The sequence below is a fragment of the Lysinibacillus sp. FSL K6-0232 genome, assembly GCF_038008325.1.
In the GTDB taxonomy this organism is placed as follows: Bacteria; Bacillota; Bacilli; order Bacillales_A; family Planococcaceae; genus Lysinibacillus.
The window spans coordinates 905,890-926,900 of the sequence record NZ_JBBOYW010000001.1; the positions used below are offsets into that span (position 1 = coordinate 905,890).

The following is a 21,011-nucleotide window of genomic DNA, read 5'->3' on the forward strand; positions in this document are numbered from 1 at the left end:
AATTATGACGCTTAGAATATCTGTGACGACTGCTCGATGAGGAATAGCGGCGTTTCGATTTTCGATTGAGCAAGGAATGAAGGATTTTATCTAACATAAAAACGCTCCTTTTAAAGTTGTTATTACTATATACGTAAAACTAAAAAGGAGGTTTCAAAAATCAATGAGTTATATTCAATTTTGTTTATGGGGTTTTAGCACTTTGTGAAAATTGTTGAATAGCAAATGGTTAAATATTAGAGGATTGTGTAAGGCAATGAAGGAGCCTGATTGGAGATAGATATAAAAGCCATTGCTCTACATGCCTGATTTTGAACGAGTGTCTTTTCTGATTGGAAGATTGGCTTATACAATGTCGAAATATAAAATCAAACAGTAGGAAAATAAAAGAAGCTATCTGAGCAATGATGTTAACATAACTGTTCAGATAGCTTCTCTGTTAGCATATTAAATTTCCATAATGATTGGTAAAATCATTGGTCGACGTTTTGTTTTTTCAAATAAATATGGACCTAAAACATCTGTAATTTCATTTTTTAGCTCTGTCCATTGAGGTGTTTTCGCTTGGATGGTTTCATTTAGATGACGATTCAGCATTTTTTGTGCTTCATTAATCATCGTGCCTGACTCACGCATATAGACAAAACCACGTGAAATAATATCAGGACCTGAAACAATTTTTGGATTTTCCATATCAACACTTACAACAACAATTACTAAGCCTTCTTCAGAAAGAATGCGGCGATCACGTAATACAATATTGCCGATATCGCCAATACCGTTACCGTCAATATAGACATCACCAGATGGAATGCGGCCAGCTACATGTGCTTCATTGGCACTTAATGCTAAGACATCACCGTTTTCCATCACAAATGTGTTGTCAATTGGTACATCGCAATCCTCTGCTAAATGTGTATGCATTTTTAACATACGGAATTCACCATGGATAGGCATAAAGAATTTAGGCTTCATTAAACGAAGCATTAATTTTTGTTCTTCTTGTGAGCCGTGTCCAGATGTATGGATATTATTTAATGCACCATGGATGACTTCGGCACCAGCACGGAACAATAGGTTAATAATTTTATTAACGCTTACTGTATTACCTGGAACTGGTGATGAAGAAAAGACAACTGTATCGCCAGGCTGAATTTGAATTTGACGATGTGTACCATTGGCAATACGTGATAGGGCAGCCATCGGTTCACCTTGTGAGCCTGTACATAAAATCATTACTTCATTTGCAGGTAGACGATTAATGCTTTGGGCATCGATAAATGTATCCTTAGGGGCTGTAATATAACCGAGCTCACGACCAATCGTGATAGCATTATCCATGGAACGCCCAAAGACAGCGATTTTTCTGCCGTATTTTACAGCAGCATCTGTTGCTTGCTGTAAACGATGAATATTTGACGCAAATGTTGCGAAAATAATACGGCTATCGACCTTGCGGAATATTTCATCAATACTCTTACCAACAGTACGTTCTGACATTGTGAAATTAGGTTTTTCAGCATTTGTACTATCTGATAGTAAGCATAGTACACCATCACGACCAATCTCAGCCATTTTTGTCAGGTTGGCTGGCTCGCCTACAGGTGTAAAATCAAATTTAAAGTCACCTGTGTGAACAATATTACCTGGTGGTGTTTTTACAACAATTCCATATGCATCTGGGATACTATGTGTTGTTCTAAAGAAGCTAACAGATGTTTTTCTAAATTTAATCACATCGTCTTCTTTAATTTCAATAAGCTTTGTTGTACGTAATAGGCCATGTTCTTCTAATTTATTACGCAGTAAGCCAAGTGCAAGCTTACCGCCATAGACAGGAATATTTACTTGACGTAAAAGGTAGGGAATACCACCGATATGATCCTCATGTCCATGTGTAATAAATAGCCCTTTGATTTTATCGACATTGCGTACTAAATACGTATAATCTGGAATAACATAATCAATGCCGAGTAAATCGTCTTCAGGGAATTTTATACCAGCGTCAATTAAAACAATTTCATCTTGGAATTGAACGCCATAAGTATTTTTGCCGATTTCGCCCAGTCCGCCGAGCGCGAAAACAGCTGCTTGGTCATTTTTAACAAACTTCATGTTTGTTAAATTTCCTCCAAGACGAAGTTCGGGCTTGCTTGTTCGTACTGTAAATAGTTACCTTCAAGCAGTTGAATGAACTCGATATTGTAGTTACGGTCTTTTAGCTTTTGACGTACTTCGCGTTCTGAAGCAGCTTCAAGGTATAGACTTTTAGTGTTTTCGCGAACTGGAATTTCATTTGCATTTTCTTGATAATAAACTTTGTAAATCATAGTTTGCTCTCCTTTAATTGCGTACAATTTTCTTGCACCTTTGACTACTACCACACACATGCTACAAGAAAACAACGAATTTCTAGTCAGTTCATGAAATGTACGTTTGTAATCCTTGTATCTCAATGCTTCAACTGTGCACTATGGTTAAAAATTTAGATAGGAAGTAGTGAGCTAGTGGTTGTGTATAGCCAAATAAATGCATTTCCTTTATATTATCATGCAGTTCCTCTAAAATAAAGAAAAGCCCTTCATTATTTGAAGGGCAAATGTTAGGCAATTGACTTTTTTCCGAGTATGCCGCGAAGTTGCTTCAACAGTTTCCGTTTTAGTTTCTTCATCATGGCACATCACTCCTTAGGATCATTATAATAGAATTTGTACTCTATGTAAAGTCATTTACCTTGAATGAATAATATTTATAGAGAGGGAGCGTAAAATGAATAAAATTTTATTTTTTGATGTAGATGGTACGCTTTATAATAGCGAAAAAAAATTACCTGCATCCGCAAAAGAGGCACTTTTTGCAGCACGTCAGAATGGCTATGAGCTAGCCATTGCTACAGGACGTGCGCCATTTATGATTGAATCACTACTAGAAGAGCTAGCGATCAATACATATGTAACCTTCAATGGACAGTATGTTGTCTATAAAGGGGAGGTCATCTATACAAATGGTATTGAAAGAGAAGAGCTAGCGAAAATTATTGCCTTTGGCGAAGCACGTAATGAGCCTGTTGTATTTTTAGATGATAAACGGATGATTGCTTCTGTTGGTGATCATTATCAAGTAGCAGAAAGTTTAAATACGTTGAAATACCCTTATCCAGAATTGGACTCGTCTTATTATATGCATCATAATGTCTATCAAACACTGATCTTTATGGAAGAAAAGGATGAACCTTTATACTGTGAAACATTCCCGAATGTTCAATTTGTGCGCTGGCATCGTTATTCTTGCGATATTTTGCCAAAGGGTGGCTCTAAGGCAGCAGGTATTGGGAAGGTGCTTGAAAAAATGGGTAGTACATTTAAGGATGCTATAGCTTTTGGTGATGGTATCAATGATATTGAAATGCTACAAGCAGTTGGGACAGGCGTTGCCATGGGGAATGGTCATGAACGGGTGAAGAAGGTTGCGCACCATATTGCTGATCATGTAGATAAGGATGGGCTTGCCAAAATAATGCGTGAGCTAGCTATTATATAAGAAGCAAAGAAGCAACTAGTTGGAAGGTAGTTCGACTAGTTGCTTCTTTATTTATTGATGATTGTCAGCAGTGTTGGCAAGCTTTATTTGTATATTATTATCTGCAAAGTATTGCACTGTTTCCTTAGCCAAAGAGTCATCTGTAATAAGAAGGTCTATATCATTGATAGAGCATACTTGTATAGCTACATCTTTATTAAACTTAGAGGAATCGGCAGCTATATAAACGGCTTGTGAGATAGCAATAATTTGTTTTCTCGTCATTGCCTCTTCTAAATTAAAATCTGAAATACCTTTTTTTAGTGAAACACCACTAGCACAAATAAATGCCTTATTAATATTAAGATGATCAAAGCGGAAGAGAAAATCATTAGATGTAACGGATTTTTCAGAATGACGAACTTTTCCACCAATAAGAATAACCTCAATAGTAGAACCAATAAGGTCAAAGGCTACAGGTAACGAGTTTGTGATGACAGTTAATTTTTCCTTTTCCAATAAAAATGGTGTCATTTGATATGTAGTCGTTCCGCTATCAATAAAAATACATTCACCATCTTGCACAAGTGAAGCACAAGCTTTGGCGATAGCAGTTTTCTCTGTTAACCGTTCATGTAGCCGTTGATCAATAATTCCTTCTACAGGTTCAATGTATTTTACACCTCCATAAAACTTCTCAATTTTATTATCCTGTATAAGCTGCTGAATATCACGGCGAATGGTTTCCATCGAAACATTAAATTCCTTTGTCAATGTAACTAATTTCACGACCTTATGCTGCCGTATAAACTGTAAAATATGTTGTTGCCTCTCTACCATATACATATTATCACCTCTACTAAATATTTACTCAAAGTAGTCATAACTTTGTCAATAGTTAGTTATAATTTAATCAAGATTTACATAAAACCGCATTTTCCTTTACAAATTGTCACTATACTAAGAGTAAGAACTGAGAGAGGTGAACAATTTGCTAGCGTTAAAAAATATCTCAAAAAGCTATAAAAACAAGAAAGTTTTAACAGATATCAATATAACGATCGAATCAGGTGAAATCATTTCGTTATTAGGACCAAGTGGTTGTGGTAAAACAACTTTGCTCAATATTATTTTAGGGCTTACAGATCAAACAACTGGACAGCTTATTTACAATGACCAAGATATAACACAACAATCGATGCAAGAGCGAGGATTTAATATTGTATTTCAGGATTTTGCATTATTTCCTCATTTAAATGCCTATGACAATATCGTTTATGGCTTGAAAAATAAAAGTGTGCAAATGTCTAAAGAGGAGATACAAGAATATATTGAGTTTTTAGAGCTGACACCACATCTATATATAAGGTGATTAACTTTTAGACTTACACTCTTTTTCTTCGTTTTCCTGTATACTATTCTTAATAGATATGAAACGGAGAAAAATGATGCGTAAAATTGTCCTAATTCCTGAAGAACAAATTCCTGCTGCTTTAGAAGAATTAAAGCTTGTCATGAAAGAAGAAAACAATCATAAAATGTTCGTTCGCTACCAAGTGATTTATATGTTACTTTCCGGCGAATCGTATGAAAAAATTGTCGACTATACAGGTCTTTCTTTAGCGACGCTGTTCAATTATCGCAAAGCTTATTGTGAAAAAGGGATCGCTGGACTTGGACGTAAAAAACAACCTGGTCGAAAGCGTCATTTAACGGCTGAACAAGAAGCACGAGTCGTCGCGACAATTGTCAACCAAACGCCTAAAGATGCTGGTTTTCCCGTTGAAATGAACTGGACAGCGCCTCTTCTTCGCGATTGGATTGAGCGAACATTTGGTGTGTCTTTTTCTGTACGTGGGACACGTGATTTATTGTACCGTCTTGGTTTAAGTTATACGAAACCAACGTATACATTGGAAAAAGCAGACCCCCTCAAACAAGCAGTTTTCCTTGAAAAATTTGAACAGGCGAAAAAAAACTAATTCATGGTCAAATTGATCGTATTTTATTTGAAGACGAGTCAATGATCCGTGATTACCAAGCGATTTCCAACACGTGGTTTCTTAAAGGTCAACAAAAAATCATTCCAACATATGGCCGACATCAAGGGGTTAAGCTAATTGGTACATTGGATTACGAAACGGGCGATGTATTTTGCGTGCAAGAAGAACAATATACCGCTGTTGAATTCCTAAGTTTTTTAGAAAAAGTCATCGCTCGTTATCCGAATGAACGCATCGTGATGGTATTAGACAATGCGCGCATACACCATGCGAAATTGATTCAACCATTTTTAGAAAAGTATCAAGATTTCTTTGAATTTCTGTTCCTTCCGCCGTACAGTCCCAATTTAAATTTAATCGAAGGACTGTGGAAATGGATGAAGACAACGGTGATCCACAATGTCTTTTACTCAAATGTCGGAAAGATTCAACGTGCTGTCCAAGGCTTTATCCAAATGATTAATCAAACACCTGAAAATACGGTGAATAGGCTGTGCTTGAAACTCTAATTTTCTTTCACCGTATATATACATAAAAAGGTTCATGAATTATCAGGTGGTCAAAAGCAACGTGTTTCGATTGCTCGGACACTTGTGATGCAGCCTAAAATATTATTGCTAGATGAACCATTAAGCGCGCTCGATGGTGTCATTAAGGAATCTATAAAGGAACGTATTAAATCCATTGCACGTGAATTTAATTTAACAACGATTATTGTGACACATGATCCAGAGGAAGCATTAACGCTATCAGACAAAGTGCTAATCATTAATGAAGGAACAGTGGCACAATTTGGGACACCACAAGAAATTATTACTGCTCCAAAAAATCAATTTATTGAGGACTTTATTTTAAAGCAACTTCATATTAAGCGACATAATATCTATCACTTGTTTGGAGAAACATATGCTTAAAACAAATAACATCATGAAATTAATTTTTCTGCCAATTTTACTATTTTTTCTATTCTTTTTAATAATGCCATTGCTGTATATGTTTTGGGAGTCTTTCAAAGTTGGCAATACGGTTACACTTCAAAATTATCTAGATGCTTTGAAAAATATCGAAATTCGTGAAGCTTTTTTTAATAGCTTTAAAGTTTCCTTTGGTGCATCGATACTCACAACGATTTTAGCCTTTTTATTGGCTTATTCTGTGCATTTTACAACAATGCATCGTCAGACAAAAAGGCTTGTACAAATAGGGATTACGCTGCCGATGTTACTGCCAACGATTACCTATGGCTTTGTATTGATTTATACATTTGGTAATCAAGGAATTGTTACGAGATTATTGGGACAACCGCTCTTTACGATTTATGGCTATAACGGTTTGATGATAGGTTATGTCTTATATACAATGCCTGTTGCGTTTATTTTAATGCAAAATTCTATGCAATATATTGATAAACGATTTTTACTTGTTTCGATGCTAATGCATGACACTGCATTACGTCGCTTCTATCATACGATATTTCGTCCAATGATAGGGACGATTGGTGGGGCTTTTATTTTAACATTTATTTTAAGCTTCACAGATTTTGGAATACCTGCATCCGTTGGTGGAAATTATCGAGTCATTGCTACAGAACTTTATCAAGCAATGCTTGGCTCGATTGTTCATTTTGAGCGTGGTGCAGTAATTTCTGTATTTATGTTAATACCAGCTGTACTAGGGGTTATGATGCTAACATTTTTAGAGCGTTTTAATTTCCAATATAAACAGGTTGGACAAAGTGAGCTTGTTCAGCATCGTCTACGCGATGGGCTCTTTACGATGTATGCCATAGTTTGTGTTGGTATTATCCTGATTATTTTTTCAACGATGTTTCTTGTGCCATTTACAAAAGGATACCCCTATGATTTCGGCTTTACATTAGAGCATGTTCAAAATGTACTGGCAGAGAGAGATTTAACAAAGGTTTATATGAATTCACTTCTTGTAGCGATGCTAACAGCCGTATTTGGGGTCGTTATTACATTTATGTCAGCATTGCTTAATGCACGAACACCGCTTAAAGGGAGAAAAGGCTTAGATATTGCATCTATGATTACCAATACAGTGCCGGGAATGGTGCTTGGTCTATCCTATTTATTTTTCTTTAACGGTAGTTCATTGAAGGGGACATTTCTGATTATTATTGCATGTAATATTATGCACTTTTTTACAACACCCTATTTAATGGCAAAAAATTCATTACAGAAGATGGACCCTACATGGGAAGTAACAGCAGCGCTATTGAAAGATTCTTGGTTAAAAACGGTTGTACGGATTATTCTACCAAATATTAAGTCAACTATTTATCAAATGTTTAGTTACTATTTTTTAAATGCAATGGTGACGGTAAGTGGCGTTATTTTCCTTGTGAGTACAAAGACAATGCTTGTATCAACGCGGATAAAAGAGCTTCAGCATTTCGCAAAATATACCGATATTTTTGTACTTTCTATTTTTATTTTATGTACAAACCTCATTGTGAAATTAGGTTGTGATTATATAGCAACACGCAAAGAAAAAGTGAAGGAGATATCAAAATGAAAAATTCAAAATGGATGATGTTTGGGACAATGAGTGTGGCAGTGGTGGCTTTAGCTGCCTGTGGAGGAGCAGAAGCAGGTTCTAGTGAGCAAGTCATTATTTATTCGAATGCGGATGATGAAGCCGTTGAGGTAATGGAGTCTACATTAGATGACAAGGGTTATAAGGGAAAGTATGTAATTCAATCCTTTGGGACATCTGAGCTAGGTGGCAAAATGATGGCTGAAGGAACAGATATTGAAGCAGATGTCGTGACAATGGCTTCATATTTTATAGAGAGTGCTCAAGCTTCTAAATCCATGTTTGTGGATATTGCTTCAGATGCTAAGCCGTTGGACGATGGTGTTACATACGCACTGCCAATTCTCGGGAATGTTGGTGCAATCTTTGTCAATACGGATGTATTAGAGCAAAAAGGATTAGCTGTACCAAAAACAATTAAAGATTTAACAGACCCTGCTTATAAGGATTTAGTGTCATTCCCAAACATTATGGATTCCTCAACGGCTTGGCTTTTAGTACAGGCAATTATTAGTGAGTATGGTGAGGAAGAAGGTCAAAAGGTTTTAGCGGACTTAATTAAAAATGCAGGTCCACATATTGAAAGCTCTGGTTCAGGTCCTATTAAAAAGGTGAAAACAGGTGAGGTTGCAGTTGGCTTCGGCTTACGTATTCAAGCCATTGATGCTAAAAAAGAAGGCTTACCAATTGATTATATTGACCCAACAGAAGGGAACTTTACATTAACAGAGTCTGTAGCTGTTGTAGATAAAGAGGGCGACGAGGCATTGGCGATTGAAATTGCAAAAGTTATTGCAACAGAGGCGCGCAGTGGTCTTTTGGAGCAATATCCAATAGCGCTGTATGAAGGAGAGCAGGTGCAGGATGAGCAGGTGCCAGCTTATTTAAAAAAATGGGATACAGCTTTAACAGTCGATTTATTAGAAAAACACCAAGCATTCTTTAAGGAAGCGCAACGATAAGGAGTGATCGAGCATGAGTAACTATAAATTATTAACACCAGGCCCACTAACAACAACAGTGACAGTGAAGCAGGAAATGCTAGAGGATCGCTGTACATGGGATGATGACTATAAAAATATTACACAGCATATTCGTCAGCAGCTACTAGCTTTAGCACATGTGGACGAGGCTGATTATACAACGGTGCTGATGCAAGGAAGCGGCAGCTTTGTAGTGGAATCCGTGCTAACAACAGCTATCAGTGATGAGGATAAAATACTGATATTAACAAATGGCGCTTATGGTGAGCGTATTGTTGAAATGGCTCAAGCATTAAAATTGCAGCATATTGTCTATAGTGTTCCTTACAACAAGCAACCATCAGCATTGGAAGTACAAGCCTTCCTTGAAAAGGATGCAAGCATTACACATGTTGCTGTTGTACATTGTGAAACAACGACTGGTATTTTAAATCCAATTAAAGAAATAGGAGAAGTTGTTCATTCGTTTCATAAAACATTTATTGTAGATGCAATGAGTAGCTTTGGTGGTGTGCCAATGAATATAGCAGACCTGCACATTGATTTTTGTATTAGCAGTGCAAATAAATGTATTCAAGGTGTACCGGGCTTTGGCTTTGTCATTGCTAAAATAGAGGCATTACAGCAATGTAAAGGTCACGCTCGTAGTGTTGCATTGGATTTATATAGCCAATGGGAAGTAATGCAAAAGGATGGTAAATGGCGTTTTACCTCACCTACACATGTTGTAGTGGCTTTTGCTAAAGCAATGGAGGAACTTCGTGAAGAAGGTGGAATTGAAGCACGCTTTAAGCGATATGCGCATAATAATGCGTTGCTACGTTCTCGCTTGGCGGCGCTTGGATTTACACCATATATTTCAGAAGCGTTACAATCACCTATTATTACAACCTTCTTATTCCCAGATAAGACGTTCTCCTTCGAGCATTTTTATCAGGAAATGAAAAAGGCAGGCTTTGTCATCTATCCAGGTAAGCTAACGGATGTGGATACATTCCGAATTGGTAATATTGGCGATGTGCATGAGGAAGATATGCTTGCATTATGTGAGGTCGTTGAAAACTATATGGCGGTGAAAAAATAATGAAGATTGATACAGTGATTTTTGATTGGGCTGGTACAACAGTAGACTTTGGCTGCTTTGCTCCTGTAAATGTTTTTCTAACGGTTTTTGAAGCTGCTGGTGTAACGGTAACGCTTGAAGAGGCTCGTCAACCAATGGGCATGTTAAAAATTGATCATATTCGTACAATGCTAGAAATACCAAGAATCAGTGAGGAATGGCAACGAGTGCATGGTCGCTCCTTTACAGAAGACGATGTACAAGCATTATACAAGCAATTTGAGTCAAAGCTAATGGAATCTTTAGCAACCTACACAGACCCGATTCCATATGTAATAGAAACTGTACAGCAATTGCGAGAAGCGGGTATTCGTATCGGCTCCACAACAGGCTATACAGATTCTATGATGGAAGTCGTTACAAAACATGCAGCTGCTAAAGGCTATCAACCTGATTTTCTTGTGACACCAACGCAGGTGGGTGATAAAGGACGACCATATCCATATATGATATTTAAAAATATGGAGGCATTAGGCTCAGCAACAACAAAGCAAGTTGTCAAAGTTGGTGATACAACCTCAGATATAAAGGAAGCCTTACATGCAGGTGTTTGGGCAGTAGGTGTGATTGTTGGCAGCTCTGAGATGGGTCTTTCTCAAGGGGAGTTTTATGCGTTAAGTGCTGGGGAGCAACAGCAAATTATTGAAAAAACAAAACGTATATTTGAGGAAGCGGGCGCTCATTATACAATTGAAACAATGCAGGAACTACCAACGTTGATGGATAGAATGGCTGGATTGACGGATAGAGCATTTGAATAGACGGATAGCTTGCATAAAATGATGGATAGATCACAAAAAAACTTGGCAGTTGCCAAGTTTTTTGTTTAGTCACGCTCATAAGGGATGGAATTTGGGATTTCTACAAATGGATTTTTTTCATTAATACGATCATAAAACATAATGCCATTCAAATGATCTAACTCATGCTGAAAGGCGATAGCAGGCAATCCTTTTAGACGCATCTTCTTCTCTTCACCGTCGATTGTTTTAAATTTTACTGTAATGCGAGCATGACGTGGCACATACCCAGGGACATTGCGATCAACAGAAAGACAGCCCTCCCCTGCTGTTAAGTATGTGCTTTCAACTGAATGGCTTACAATTTTAGGATTGATCGCAACAAAGCTTAATTGCTCACCATTTTCATCTTGTAAATGAAGTGCAAACATACGATGTAAACTATTTACTTGATTAGCTGCTAATCCTATACCATTGCGCAAATTATATTTCTCTGCCATTTCAGGGTCTTGGCTATTGATTAGATATTGAAGCATATCCTTTGCAAGCTGTTTTATTTCATCTGTTAGTGGGAATTTAACCTCTTCCGTTTTCATGCGTAAAGTCGGATGACCTTCGCGAACAATATCATCCATTAAAATCATAATAGTAATCTTCCTTTCAACTTTGTAGTGCCTTATCTATAAGTATACATCACGTTTAAAAACAATCACACGAAAAAAGAACTTATTTGAATATACTTAAAAAATTTTTCTAATGCTATTAGATTTTTCAGAATGGGGTATTCTACTAGTGGAAAAGCTGTTGGCAAACGTAAGAATTATAAGGTTTGGATAAAGTGTTATAATACAGATTTAGAATACAAGTAATACAGTGTGGGACAGTGGTGTTGAAGTGTTATTTTAGAGAAAATCTTTGTTTATAGGGGTAATATATGATTGACCGACGGTATTTTATTCAGTATACTGGGTGTCAAGAATAAGTTGTACTAGTTAAAAAGGTGATTTATTTTAATACAGCTGAAAGGGAGATGTGACAAATGAGCAAGAAAAACAATAATATTTTTGATGCTAAACAAACGCTAACTGAAATCGAAGATAAGTTTGAAATGTTTCAAATTTTGAACGAAGAAGGCGAAATTATAAATAAAGAGGCAGACCCAAAATTATCAGATGAGGAGCTAGTTGAATTAATGACGCGTATGGTTTATACACGTATTTTAGATCAACGCTCAATCTCACTAAACCGTCAAGGCCGTTTAGGCTTCTATGCTCCTACAGCAGGTCAAGAAGCTTCTCAGCTTGCTTCGCATTTTGCATTAGAGCAAGAAGATTGGATTTTACCGGGATATCGTGATGTGCCACAAATCGTATGGCACGGCTTACCATTAGAAAAGGCATTTTTATTCTCACGTGGTCATTTTATTGGCAACCAAATTCCTGAAGGTGTAAATGTTTTACCGCCTCAAATTATTATTGGTGCTCAATATATTCAAGCAGCAGGTGTTGCATTAGGTATTCAAAAGCGTGGTAAAAAAGCGGTAGCTGTAACATATACAGGTGACGGTGGTTCATCACAAGGTGACTTCTATGAAGGCATTAACTTTGCGGGTGCATTTAAGTCACCAGCAATCTTCATCGTACAAAATAACCAATATGCAATTTCAACACCGCGTGAATTACAAACAGCGGCTAAAACAATTGCACAAAAAGGTGTAGCAGCAGGCTTACCAAGTATTTTAGTAGATGGAATGGATGCGCTTGCAGTATATGTAGCAACACGTGATGCACGTGAACGCGCAGTCAATGGTGAAGGTCCAACATTAATTGAAACTTTATGCTACCGTTATGGTCCTCATACAATGGCTGGAGATGACCCAACACGTTACCGTACAGCTGATACGGATAATGAATGGGCACAAAAAGACCCTCTTGTACGCTTCCGTAAATACCTAGAGGCAAAAGGCTTATGGGATGAGAAAAAAGAAGAAGTAGTAATCGAGCGTGCAAAAGAAGAAATTAAAGAAGCCATTAAAAAGGCAGATGCTGCACCAAAACAAAAAGTAACAGAGTTAATGGAAAATATGTATAAAGGCGAAATGCCATCTAATTTAAAAGAACAGTATGAAATCTATAAAGAGAAGGAGTCGAAATAACCTATGGCACAAATGACGATGATTCAAGCAATTACAGATGCACTTCGCACAGAATTAAAGAATGATGAAAACGTTCTTGTATTCGGAGAAGATGTAGGTGTCAACGGTGGGGTATTCCGCGCGACAGAAGGCCTACAAAAAGAATTTGGGGTTGACCGCGTATTTGATACACCATTAGCAGAATCAGGTATCGGTGGCTTAGCGATTGGTCTTTCTCTTCAAGGATTCCGCCCAGTTCCTGAAATTCAATTTTTCGGCTTTGTGTATGAAGTAATGGATTCAATTAATGGTCAGTTGGCACGTATGAGCTACCGCAGCGGTGGTGTATACAATGCGCCAGTAACAATTCGCTCACCATTTGGTGGTGGTGTGCATACACCTGAAATGCACTCAGATAGCTTAGAAAGCTTAATGACAGCACAGCCAGGCTTAACAGTTGTTGTTCCATCAACACCATATGATGCGAAAGGTTTACTAATTTCATCTATTCGCAACGATAATCCAGTTATTTTCTTAGAGCATTTAAAACTATATCGTTCATTCCGTGAAGAAGTACCTGAGGAAGCATATGAGATTCCGCTAGGAAAAGCAGATGTTAAACGTGAAGGTAAGGATTTAACGATTGTTGCTTATGGCTTAATGGTTCATGAAAGCTTAAAGGCTGCAGAAGAACTTGAAAAAGAAGGACATTCTGTAGAGGTTATTGACTTACGCACAATTCAACCAATCGATGTGGAAACAATTATTGCCTCTGTTGAAAAAACAGGTCGCGCAATCGTTGTACAAGAAGCGCAAAAACAAGCAGGTATCGCTGCAAATGTAGTAGCAGAAATTACTGAACGTGCTATTTTAAGCTTAGAAGCACCTGTACTTCGTGTGGCTGCACCAGATACTGTGTACCCATTCCCACAAGCTGAAGGTGTTTGGTTACCAAACTACAAAGATGTAATGGAAACAGCAAAAAAAGTTTTAACATTCTAAAATAAAGCTTCTAAACTTGAACAACAGTAACTAGAAAGGATGGGTACACATGGCATTTGAATTCAGATTACCAGATATTGGCGAGGGTATTCATGAAGGCGAAATCGTAAAATGGTTCGTTAAAGCTGGAGATACAGTAAAAGAAGACGATATTCTTTGTGAAGTACAAAATGATAAAGCAGTAGTAGAAATTCCTTCCCCAGTTGAAGGAACAGTAGAGGAAGTTTTAGTAGGAGAAGGAACAGTTGCCGTTGTTGGCGATGTTTTAATCCGCTTGGATGCACCGGGCTATGAAGATTTAAAGTTAAAGGGTGATGACCATGCAGCAGCAAAAACAGAAGCACAAGTGCAAGCAACTGCTGAATCTGGTCAAAATGTAGAAAAAGCTCCTGCAAAAGAGGAAGAGGCTCTAGAGAAAGCTGCACCAGCATCAGAAAAGGTAGAAACAGTTGTTGATGAAACAAAACGTGTAATTGCTATGCCTTCTGTGCGTAAATTTGCTCGTGATAATGATGTAAACATTCGTGAAGTACAAGGCACAGGCAAAAATGGTCGCATTTTAAAAGAGGATATTGAAAACTTCCTAAAAGGTGGCGGCACTGTAGAGGCTGAAGCCGCAGCTGTAGAGGCTGATGAGGTAGCTGTTCAACAACATACAGCAGCACCAGTTGTTCTGGAAGGAGAATTCCCAGAAACACGTGAAAAAATGTCTGGTATTCGCAAAGCCATTGCCAAAGCGATGGTACACTCGAAACAAACAGCTCCACATGTTACACTAATGGATGAAGTCGATGTAACAGCTCTTGTAGCACATCGTAAAAAATTCAAAGATATCGCTGCTGAAAAAGGTGTGAAATTAACATATTTACCATATGTCGTTAAAGCACTTATTTCAACTTTACGCGAGTTCCCAGAATTTAACCGCTCATTAGATGATGCAACACAAGAAATTATTCAAAAGCATTACTACAATATTGGTATTGCAGCGGATACTGAAAAGGGCTTACTTGTACCAGTGATTAAGCATGCAGATCGTAAATCTGTATTTGCTGTATCAAATGAAATTAATGAATTAGCAACAAAAGCTCGTGAAGGCAAGCTTGCACCGCATGAAATGAAAGGTGCTTCTATGTCGATTACAAATATCGGCTCTGCGGGAGGACAATGGTTTACACCAGTTATTAACCATCCTGAAGTAGCAATTCTAGGAATTGGTCGAATTTCAGAAAAACCTGTAATAAAAAATGGTGAAATTGTAGCCGCACCTGTGTTAGCATTATCATTGAGCTTTGACCATCGTATGATCGATGGAGCCACTGCGCAAAATGCTTTAAATCACTTAAAGCGTTTGTTAAGTGAGCCAGAATTATTATTAATGGAGGCGTAACAAAAATGGTAGTAGGAGATTTCCCAATCGAAACAGATACTCTTGTCATTGGTTCAGGTCCTGGAGGATATGTAGCCGCAATTCGCGCAGCTCAAACTGGCCAAAAAGTAACAATCGTTGAAAAAAATGTACTTGGTGGTGTGTGCTTAAACGTAGGCTGTATCCCATCAAAAGCATTAATTTCAGTAGGTCACCGTTTTGAGCAAGCTAAACATTCAGACGACATGGGAATCATCGCTTCTGATGTGAAATTAGACTTCTCAAAAGCACAAGCATTTAAAGACAGCGTTGTTAAAAAATTAACTGGCGGTGTTGAAGGCTTACTTAAAGGTAATAAAGTTGAAATTGTACAAGGTGAAGCTTATTTCGTTGACGCTCATTCAGTACGCATTATCAATGGTGAATCTGCTCAAACTTACACATTTAACAATGTTATTATCGCAACAGGCTCTCGCCCAGTTGAAATTCCAACATTCAAATTCTCTGAGCGTGTAATTAATTCTACTGGTGCACTTTCTTTACAAGAAGTACCTGGTAAATTAGTTGTGATTGGTGGCGGCTATATTGGTACAGAGTTAGGTTCAGCTTATGCAAATCTTGGCTCACAAGTAACAATTATCGAAGGTGGTAAAGATATTTTAGCTGGCTTCGAAAAACAAATGACACAAATCGTTAAAAAAGGCCTTAAAAAGAAAGGCGTTGAAATTGAAGTTAACGCATCTGCAAAAGGTGTTGAAGAAACTGAAAACGGCGTAGTAGTAACATATGAAGTTGGCGGAGAAGAGAAAAAAGTTGAAGCTGACTATGTATTAGTAACTGTGGGTCGCCGTCCAAATACAGATGAAATGGGCCTTGCTGAAATCGGAGTTGAATTCGGTGAACGCGGTCTAATTAATGTTGACAAACAATGTCGTACAAATATTCCAAATATCTATGCAATCGGTGATATCGTTGCTGGTCCTCAGCTTGCACATAAAGCATCTTACGAAGGTAAAGTTGCTGCTGAAGCAATCGCTGGTGAAAAATCAGTTGTTGACTATCTTGCTGTACCTGCTGTATGCTTCACAGATCCTGAAATGGCAACAGTTGGTTACAATGAAGAGCAAGCAAAAGCAGAAGGTATTGAATATACAGCAGCGAAATTCCCATTCGCAGCAAATGGTCGTGCCCTTGCACTAAACCAAACAGAAGGTTTTGTGAAGCTAGTGGCTCGTAAAGAAGATGGCTTATTAATTGGTGCGCAAATCATTGGTGCTGGTGCATCTGATATGATCGCTGAAATGGGCTTAGCAATTGAAGCTGGTATGACGGCTGAAGATATTGCACTAACAATCCATGCTCACCCAACATTAGGGGAAATTACAATGGAGGCTGCTGAAGTATTACTTGGCAACCCAATCCATATTGTAGCAAAACGATAATAGAAAAAGTAAAACGGCTATAAAGCAAATGCTTTATAGTCGTTTTTTTGTATATTATCAATAATTTTGATAAAGTGATTATATTGAATGAATATTCGAAATTATTTGGGGTGATCATAATGGAATTAGGTTTAAAGGGGAAAGTAGCCATTATTACAGGCTCAAGTAAAGGAATTGGCTATTATACCGCAATGCAGCTTGTCAAAGAGGGCGCGAGAGTGGTGCTATGTGCGCGTGGTGAAAAACAGCTTCAAGTGGCGGCAGGCTGTATAAAAAACGAAACAGGTGAAGAGGTTCTAATCATTCCAACGGATATTACAAAGGAAAAGGATTGTAAAGAGCTAATTGAGCGTACAATCGCACACTATGGACAGATTGATATTCTTATTAATAATGCAGGTACAGCTTCAGCTAATCCTTTTGAAGCTGTTAGCAGTGAGCTATGGCAAGCAGACTTGGATTTAAAAGTATTTGGCGCTATTCATTGCTCAAAATACGCTGCGCCATATATGCGAAAGGCTGGCGGTGGTGCAATTGTTAATGTGACAGCAGTTATGGCGAAAACGCCTCCTGCAAGCTCGCTTCCAACAACGGTAAGCCGTGCTGCAGGACTTGCATTAACAAAGGCAATGAGCAAGGATTTAGGAAAGGATAATATTCGTGTGAATTCCGTTTGTATTGGGCTTATTCGCAGTGATCAAATCGAAAAGAAATGGAAGAGGGAAGAGCCGAATTTATCATGGGAGGACTATTCGCGAAAGGTTGGACAAGCGATTCCACTCGGTCGTGTAGGAGATACACAGGAAGCTGCAAATGTGATTACATTTTTAGTATCAGATGCAGCTAGCTATGTAACAGGTACTGCTGTAAATATTGATGGTGGCTCTGCACACGCATTATAGCAAAAGTAAAAATCCACTATCACTAAAAGAAAGTGTAGTGGATTTTATCTATTTTTATCCTTCTTCGTTAATAAGGACATTTTTGCCACGCATTTTCATGATTAGTGGTATAAGTAACCAAGAAATAGCAACGATTAAAAATATTAATGATAAAGGCTTTGTGACAAAAATTGAAAAATCTCCATTCGAAATTGTTAATGCACGACGCATATTATTTTCAATCATCGGACCTAGTACAAGTGCAAGCACTAATGGTGCTACTGGATAATCGTTTTTAGCAAATAGATAGCCAAGCACCCCACAAGCTAGTAATAAAAATAAATCAAAAGTAGCGAATTGTACTGCATAAACACCAAAAATTGAAATCGCAATAATAATTGGCAATAAATATTTTTTTGGTGTTTCAATGATTTTTGCAAAAATGCGGACTAGTGGCATGTTTAATGCTAGTAACATTAAGTTTCCAAGAAACATACTGGCAATTAATCCCCAAGCAACCTGAGGATGCTCATCAAATAATAATGGACCCGGCTGAATATTATACATAATAAGTGCACCCATTAAAATAGCAGTAGTACCTGAACCGGGAATACCTAGTGTTAGTAATGGAATCATTGCACCACCTGATGCAGCATTATTCGCTGATTCAGGTCCAGCTACACCTGCAATATGGCCTTTTCCAAATTGCTCAGGTGTTTTACTGAATTTTTTTTCAGTGATATAAGAAAAGAATGAGGCAAGTGTTGCACCAGCACCAGGTAATACGCCAATGAAAAAGCCTAGCAGTGAGCCACGGGCAATGGGAACAGCGCTATCCTTTAAATCTTGCTTTGTAGGTAGTACACGATTAATTTTTGCTATTTGACCATCTTCTTCATCTTTTTCAAGAATCGTTTTGAATACTTCACCTAATGCAAATAAACCAACAGCAATTGTTAAAAATTCAATACCAGAGAACAGCATTGGCTGACCAAATGTAAAGCGTTCGATACCAGATACGGCATCAATCCCTACTGTACCGAGCATAAGCCCTAGAACAGTCATAATTAAAGCCTTTGTAATAGAACGTCCTGCAAGTCCACTTACTGCTGCAAGCCCTAGTAACATTAATGAAAAATATTCAGCTGGTCCAAATTTAAGTGCTAATTTTGATAATGGATTCGCTAATAAGATTAGACCTAGTAATGCTACAACACCAGCACAAAATGAACCGATGGCTGCAATAGAAAGAGCACTTCCAGCACGACCTTGCTTAGCCATTTGATAGCCATCCAATGTTGTGACAACTGATGAGGATTCACCAGGTGTATTTAATAAAATGGAGGTTGTTGAACCACCATACATAGCTCCATAGTATACGCCTGCAAGTAAAATAATAGAGCTTGTAGCAGCAGCCTCCGTTGGTAGCCCAGCTGTAATGGTTGCTGTAACAGGAATTAGTAAAGCAACACCACTCATAGGTCCTATGCCTGGAAGTACACCAACCGCTGTTCCGATTATAACGCCGACAAGAGCGAATAGAAGATTTTGCCATTGAAAGGCAACAGCAAATCCATCAGCTAAAAATTGCAATGTTGACATATGTTCACTCCTTTACACTAAAAAGTTGGGAAACTAGGTAAGACTCCTCCTAGTAAACCTGTAAATAAATAATAGACGCCTAGTGAAAATCCAGCTGCAATAATGATTGAATAAATCAATTTAGATCGTTCCAATGCTTGGAAGCTGATACATAAAAATAAGAATGTTGTAATGATATAACCGATTTTTTCAAGGAAAAATACATATGCAACAGCACTACCAAAAATAATTAAAAACTTTTTGAGCTCAGTAGAGGAGGTTTTAGAAGCTGATGTTGGTCCTCCTGTGATACGCTCTCTCACAGCATTTTTCCATGACTCATAAAATAATTGAAGACTTAATAAACCTAAAACAATACCTAAACCTAGTGGAAATATTTTAGGGCCGACAGTAGACCCGTAAGCACTATCAGAAATTTGTGTTGCTTGAACAACAAATAAAATGCTAAGTGCTAAAAGGATAATGCTAAATGTTTTATCAAATGTGTAGCTCAATCGTTTTACACCTCCATTGAAAATAATAGAAGATTACACAAGTAGTTTCATATTGTATGAAAATACTTGTGCTCCTTTCTTGACAAAAGTTGCTCTTTATTTTTGCATATCAAGAGCTGTTAACAGTTCAACGATTATTTCATTTTGACTATCTAAGTAAGCTGTAAATTCTTCAGCATTGCGGTATTCAGCCTGCCAGCCATTACGTGTTACTTCAGCTTGCCATTCTTCTGATTCAGACATTGCTTGTAATTTTTCAGACCAATAAGCAACTGCATCCTCACTCATATTTTTAGGACCAAAAATACCACGCCAAATTGTAAATTCCTCGTCAATACCAGCCTCTTTAAATGTAGGAACCTCTGCTAGCTCACCTTCTAAGCGCTCAGATGAACTTACGGCTAGTACACGTACATCTCCTGATTTAACATAAGTAGCAATTGTAGAAGCGTCTGTTGCAATTACATCAGCATTGCCGCCGAGTAATGCTGTTACAGCCTCACCGCCACCATCATAGGAAACATATTTAATTGTTTTTAAATCAATGCCAGCTTTATAAGCAGGAATAATGCCTACTAGATGATCCATAGAGCCCGGTGCAGAGCCACCTGCTAATGTAATATCTTTTGGCGAGGTTTTCATGGCATTTAAGACATCCTCAAGCGTTTGGAATGGAGAATCATTTTTAACAACAATTGCACCATAGTCACGCGTTAATTGTGCTAAAGGTGTAGTGTCCTTATAGCCGAATTTACTATTTCCTTCAGCTTTTTCATGATTAATAAGAATTGGTGGTGATTTAACCATTAACATATAATCATTATCTGCTTCCTTTGTAGCAAATGTTGCCATAAAGGCAGCACCACCACCACCTGGCTTGTTTTCAACTTGAATTGCTTTATCAATTAAACCTGTATCATTCATTGTTTTCGCTACTGCGCGGGCTGTTAAATCCCAGCCACCACCAGCACCAGATGGAGCGACAATCGTAATATTACTTTTCGGATAATCGCTTGCTTTCTTTCCTTCTGTTGTTTCTCCATTTGATGCTGAACAGCCAACTAAACTAGTAAATAGTAAGCCAGCTACCATTATTTTTGAAATTTTCCTCCACATAAAAATCCCCCTTAAAAAATGAAATGGTAGCGCTATCAATCTAGCGC

Annotated in this window: 18 protein-coding genes and 2 pseudogenes; 13 read left to right on the forward strand and 7 right to left on the reverse strand. The window is 37.8% G+C overall.

What is annotated here, in order from left to right:
- Positions 1 to 447: 447 nt before the first annotated feature.
- Both rnjA and MHB42_RS04170 read right to left on the reverse strand, forming a co-directional pair.
- The gene (gene rnjA / locus MHB42_RS04165; protein WP_340804548.1) at positions 448 to 2,115 is read right to left on the reverse strand and encodes a ribonuclease J1; all 1,668 of its coding nucleotides are present in this window, start codon (positions 2,113 to 2,115) and stop codon (positions 448 to 450) included.
- A gap of 5 nt (positions 2,116 to 2,120) precedes the next feature.
- Positions 2,121 to 2,330 (reverse strand): DNA-dependent RNA polymerase subunit epsilon, encoded by a 210-nt coding sequence (locus tag MHB42_RS04170; protein WP_340804549.1) that lies wholly within the window; start codon positions 2,328 to 2,330, stop codon positions 2,121 to 2,123.
- Positions 2,331 to 2,769: 439 nt separating this feature from the next.
- Between MHB42_RS04170 and MHB42_RS04175 the strand changes: the two genes are divergently transcribed.
- Positions 2,770 to 3,540: a Cof-type HAD-IIB family hydrolase gene (locus MHB42_RS04175; protein WP_340804550.1), complete on the forward strand. Its 771-nt coding sequence runs from the start codon at positions 2,770 to 2,772 to the stop codon at positions 3,538 to 3,540.
- Positions 3,541 to 3,591: 51 nt separating this feature from the next.
- Here MHB42_RS04175 and MHB42_RS04180 read toward each other — a convergent pair whose 3' ends face one another.
- On the reverse strand, positions 3,592 to 4,359 hold the full coding sequence (locus MHB42_RS04180) for a DeoR/GlpR family DNA-binding transcription regulator (RefSeq protein WP_340804552.1): 768 nt from the start codon (positions 4,357 to 4,359) through the stop codon (positions 3,592 to 3,594).
- A 151-nt stretch (positions 4,360 to 4,510) separates the two neighbouring features.
- Here MHB42_RS04180 and MHB42_RS04185 point away from each other — a divergent pair.
- The 7 genes and pseudogenes from MHB42_RS04185 to phnX form a co-directional block, all read left to right on the forward strand.
- Positions 4,511 to 4,882, forward strand: a pseudogene (locus tag MHB42_RS04185) (ATP-binding cassette domain-containing protein); the annotation flags it as partial.
- 85 nt (positions 4,883 to 4,967) lie between these two features.
- A protein-coding gene (locus tag MHB42_RS04190) for an IS630 family transposase (protein WP_340808510.1) occupies positions 4,968 to 6,031 on the forward strand; the annotation gives its coding sequence in 2 pieces (ribosomal slippage) (positions 4,968 to 5,489 and positions 5,492 to 6,031; 1,062 coding nt in all).
- A gap of 24 nt (positions 6,032 to 6,055) precedes the next feature.
- Positions 6,056 to 6,436 (forward strand): annotated as a pseudogene (locus MHB42_RS04195) (ATP-binding cassette domain-containing protein); the annotation flags it as partial.
- Positions 6,429 to 8,060: an ABC transporter permease gene (locus MHB42_RS04200; RefSeq protein WP_340804553.1), complete on the forward strand. Its 1,632-nt coding sequence runs from the start codon at positions 6,429 to 6,431 to the stop codon at positions 8,058 to 8,060. The pseudogene MHB42_RS04195 and the gene MHB42_RS04200, both read left to right, overlap by 8 nt.
- Positions 8,057 to 9,043 (forward strand): extracellular solute-binding protein, encoded by a 987-nt coding sequence (locus MHB42_RS04205; RefSeq protein WP_340804554.1) that lies wholly within the window; start codon positions 8,057 to 8,059, stop codon positions 9,041 to 9,043. Before MHB42_RS04200 ends, MHB42_RS04205 begins: the two co-directional genes overlap by 4 nt.
- Positions 9,044 to 9,056: 13 nt before the next feature.
- Positions 9,057 to 10,148 (forward strand): 2-aminoethylphosphonate--pyruvate transaminase, encoded by a 1,092-nt coding sequence (locus MHB42_RS04210; RefSeq protein ID WP_340804555.1) that lies wholly within the window; start codon positions 9,057 to 9,059, stop codon positions 10,146 to 10,148.
- The gene (phnX, locus tag MHB42_RS04215) at positions 10,148 to 10,948 is read left to right on the forward strand and encodes a phosphonoacetaldehyde hydrolase (RefSeq protein WP_340804556.1); all 801 of its coding nucleotides are present in this window, start codon (positions 10,148 to 10,150) and stop codon (positions 10,946 to 10,948) included. Before MHB42_RS04210 ends, phnX begins: the two co-directional genes overlap by 1 nt.
- Before the next feature lie 65 nt (positions 10,949 to 11,013).
- On the opposite strand, the gene def is transcribed toward phnX, so the two are convergent.
- The gene (def, locus tag MHB42_RS04220; RefSeq protein WP_340804557.1) at positions 11,014 to 11,571 is read right to left on the reverse strand and encodes a peptide deformylase; all 558 of its coding nucleotides are present in this window, start codon (positions 11,569 to 11,571) and stop codon (positions 11,014 to 11,016) included.
- A 395-nt stretch (positions 11,572 to 11,966) separates the two neighbouring features.
- On the opposite strand from def, the gene pdhA reads away from it, so the two are divergent.
- The 5 genes from pdhA (at position 11,967) to MHB42_RS04245 (ending at position 17,773) form a co-directional block, all read left to right on the forward strand.
- Entirely contained in the window at positions 11,967 to 13,082 is a 1,116-nt protein-coding gene (gene pdhA, locus MHB42_RS04225; RefSeq protein WP_340804558.1) for a pyruvate dehydrogenase (acetyl-transferring) E1 component subunit alpha, read from the forward strand.
- A gap of 3 nt (positions 13,083 to 13,085) precedes the next feature.
- A complete protein-coding gene (locus MHB42_RS04230; RefSeq protein ID WP_340804559.1) occupies positions 13,086 to 14,063 on the forward strand; it encodes an alpha-ketoacid dehydrogenase subunit beta in 978 nt (325 codons plus the stop codon).
- A 49-nt stretch (positions 14,064 to 14,112) separates the two neighbouring features.
- Positions 14,113 to 15,450, forward strand: coding sequence for a dihydrolipoamide acetyltransferase family protein (locus MHB42_RS04235; RefSeq protein WP_340804560.1), 1,338 nt, complete (start codon positions 14,113 to 14,115; stop codon positions 15,448 to 15,450).
- A gap of 5 nt (positions 15,451 to 15,455) precedes the next feature.
- Entirely contained in the window at positions 15,456 to 16,871 is a 1,416-nt protein-coding gene (gene lpdA / locus MHB42_RS04240; RefSeq protein WP_053993768.1) for a dihydrolipoyl dehydrogenase, read from the forward strand.
- A 119-nt stretch (positions 16,872 to 16,990) separates the two neighbouring features.
- A complete protein-coding gene (locus MHB42_RS04245) occupies positions 16,991 to 17,773 on the forward strand; it encodes an SDR family NAD(P)-dependent oxidoreductase (protein WP_340804561.1) in 783 nt (260 codons plus the stop codon).
- Between the two features lie 54 nt (positions 17,774 to 17,827).
- Here MHB42_RS04245 and MHB42_RS04250 read toward each other — a convergent pair whose 3' ends face one another.
- The 3 genes from MHB42_RS04250 to MHB42_RS04260 all read right to left on the reverse strand — a co-directional run bounded on the left by MHB42_RS04250 (position 17,828) and on the right by MHB42_RS04260 (position 20,964).
- Positions 17,828 to 19,354 (reverse strand): tripartite tricarboxylate transporter permease, encoded by a 1,527-nt coding sequence (locus tag MHB42_RS04250; protein WP_340804562.1) that lies wholly within the window; start codon positions 19,352 to 19,354, stop codon positions 17,828 to 17,830.
- Positions 19,355 to 19,371: 17 nt separating this feature from the next.
- Positions 19,372 to 19,848: a tripartite tricarboxylate transporter TctB family protein gene (locus tag MHB42_RS04255; RefSeq protein ID WP_340804563.1), complete on the reverse strand. Its 477-nt coding sequence runs from the start codon at positions 19,846 to 19,848 to the stop codon at positions 19,372 to 19,374.
- A gap of 96 nt (positions 19,849 to 19,944) precedes the next feature.
- Positions 19,945 to 20,964, reverse strand: coding sequence for a tripartite tricarboxylate transporter substrate binding protein (locus tag MHB42_RS04260; protein ID WP_340804564.1), 1,020 nt, complete (start codon positions 20,962 to 20,964; stop codon positions 19,945 to 19,947).
- Between the last annotated feature and the right edge of the window lie 47 nt (positions 20,965 to 21,011).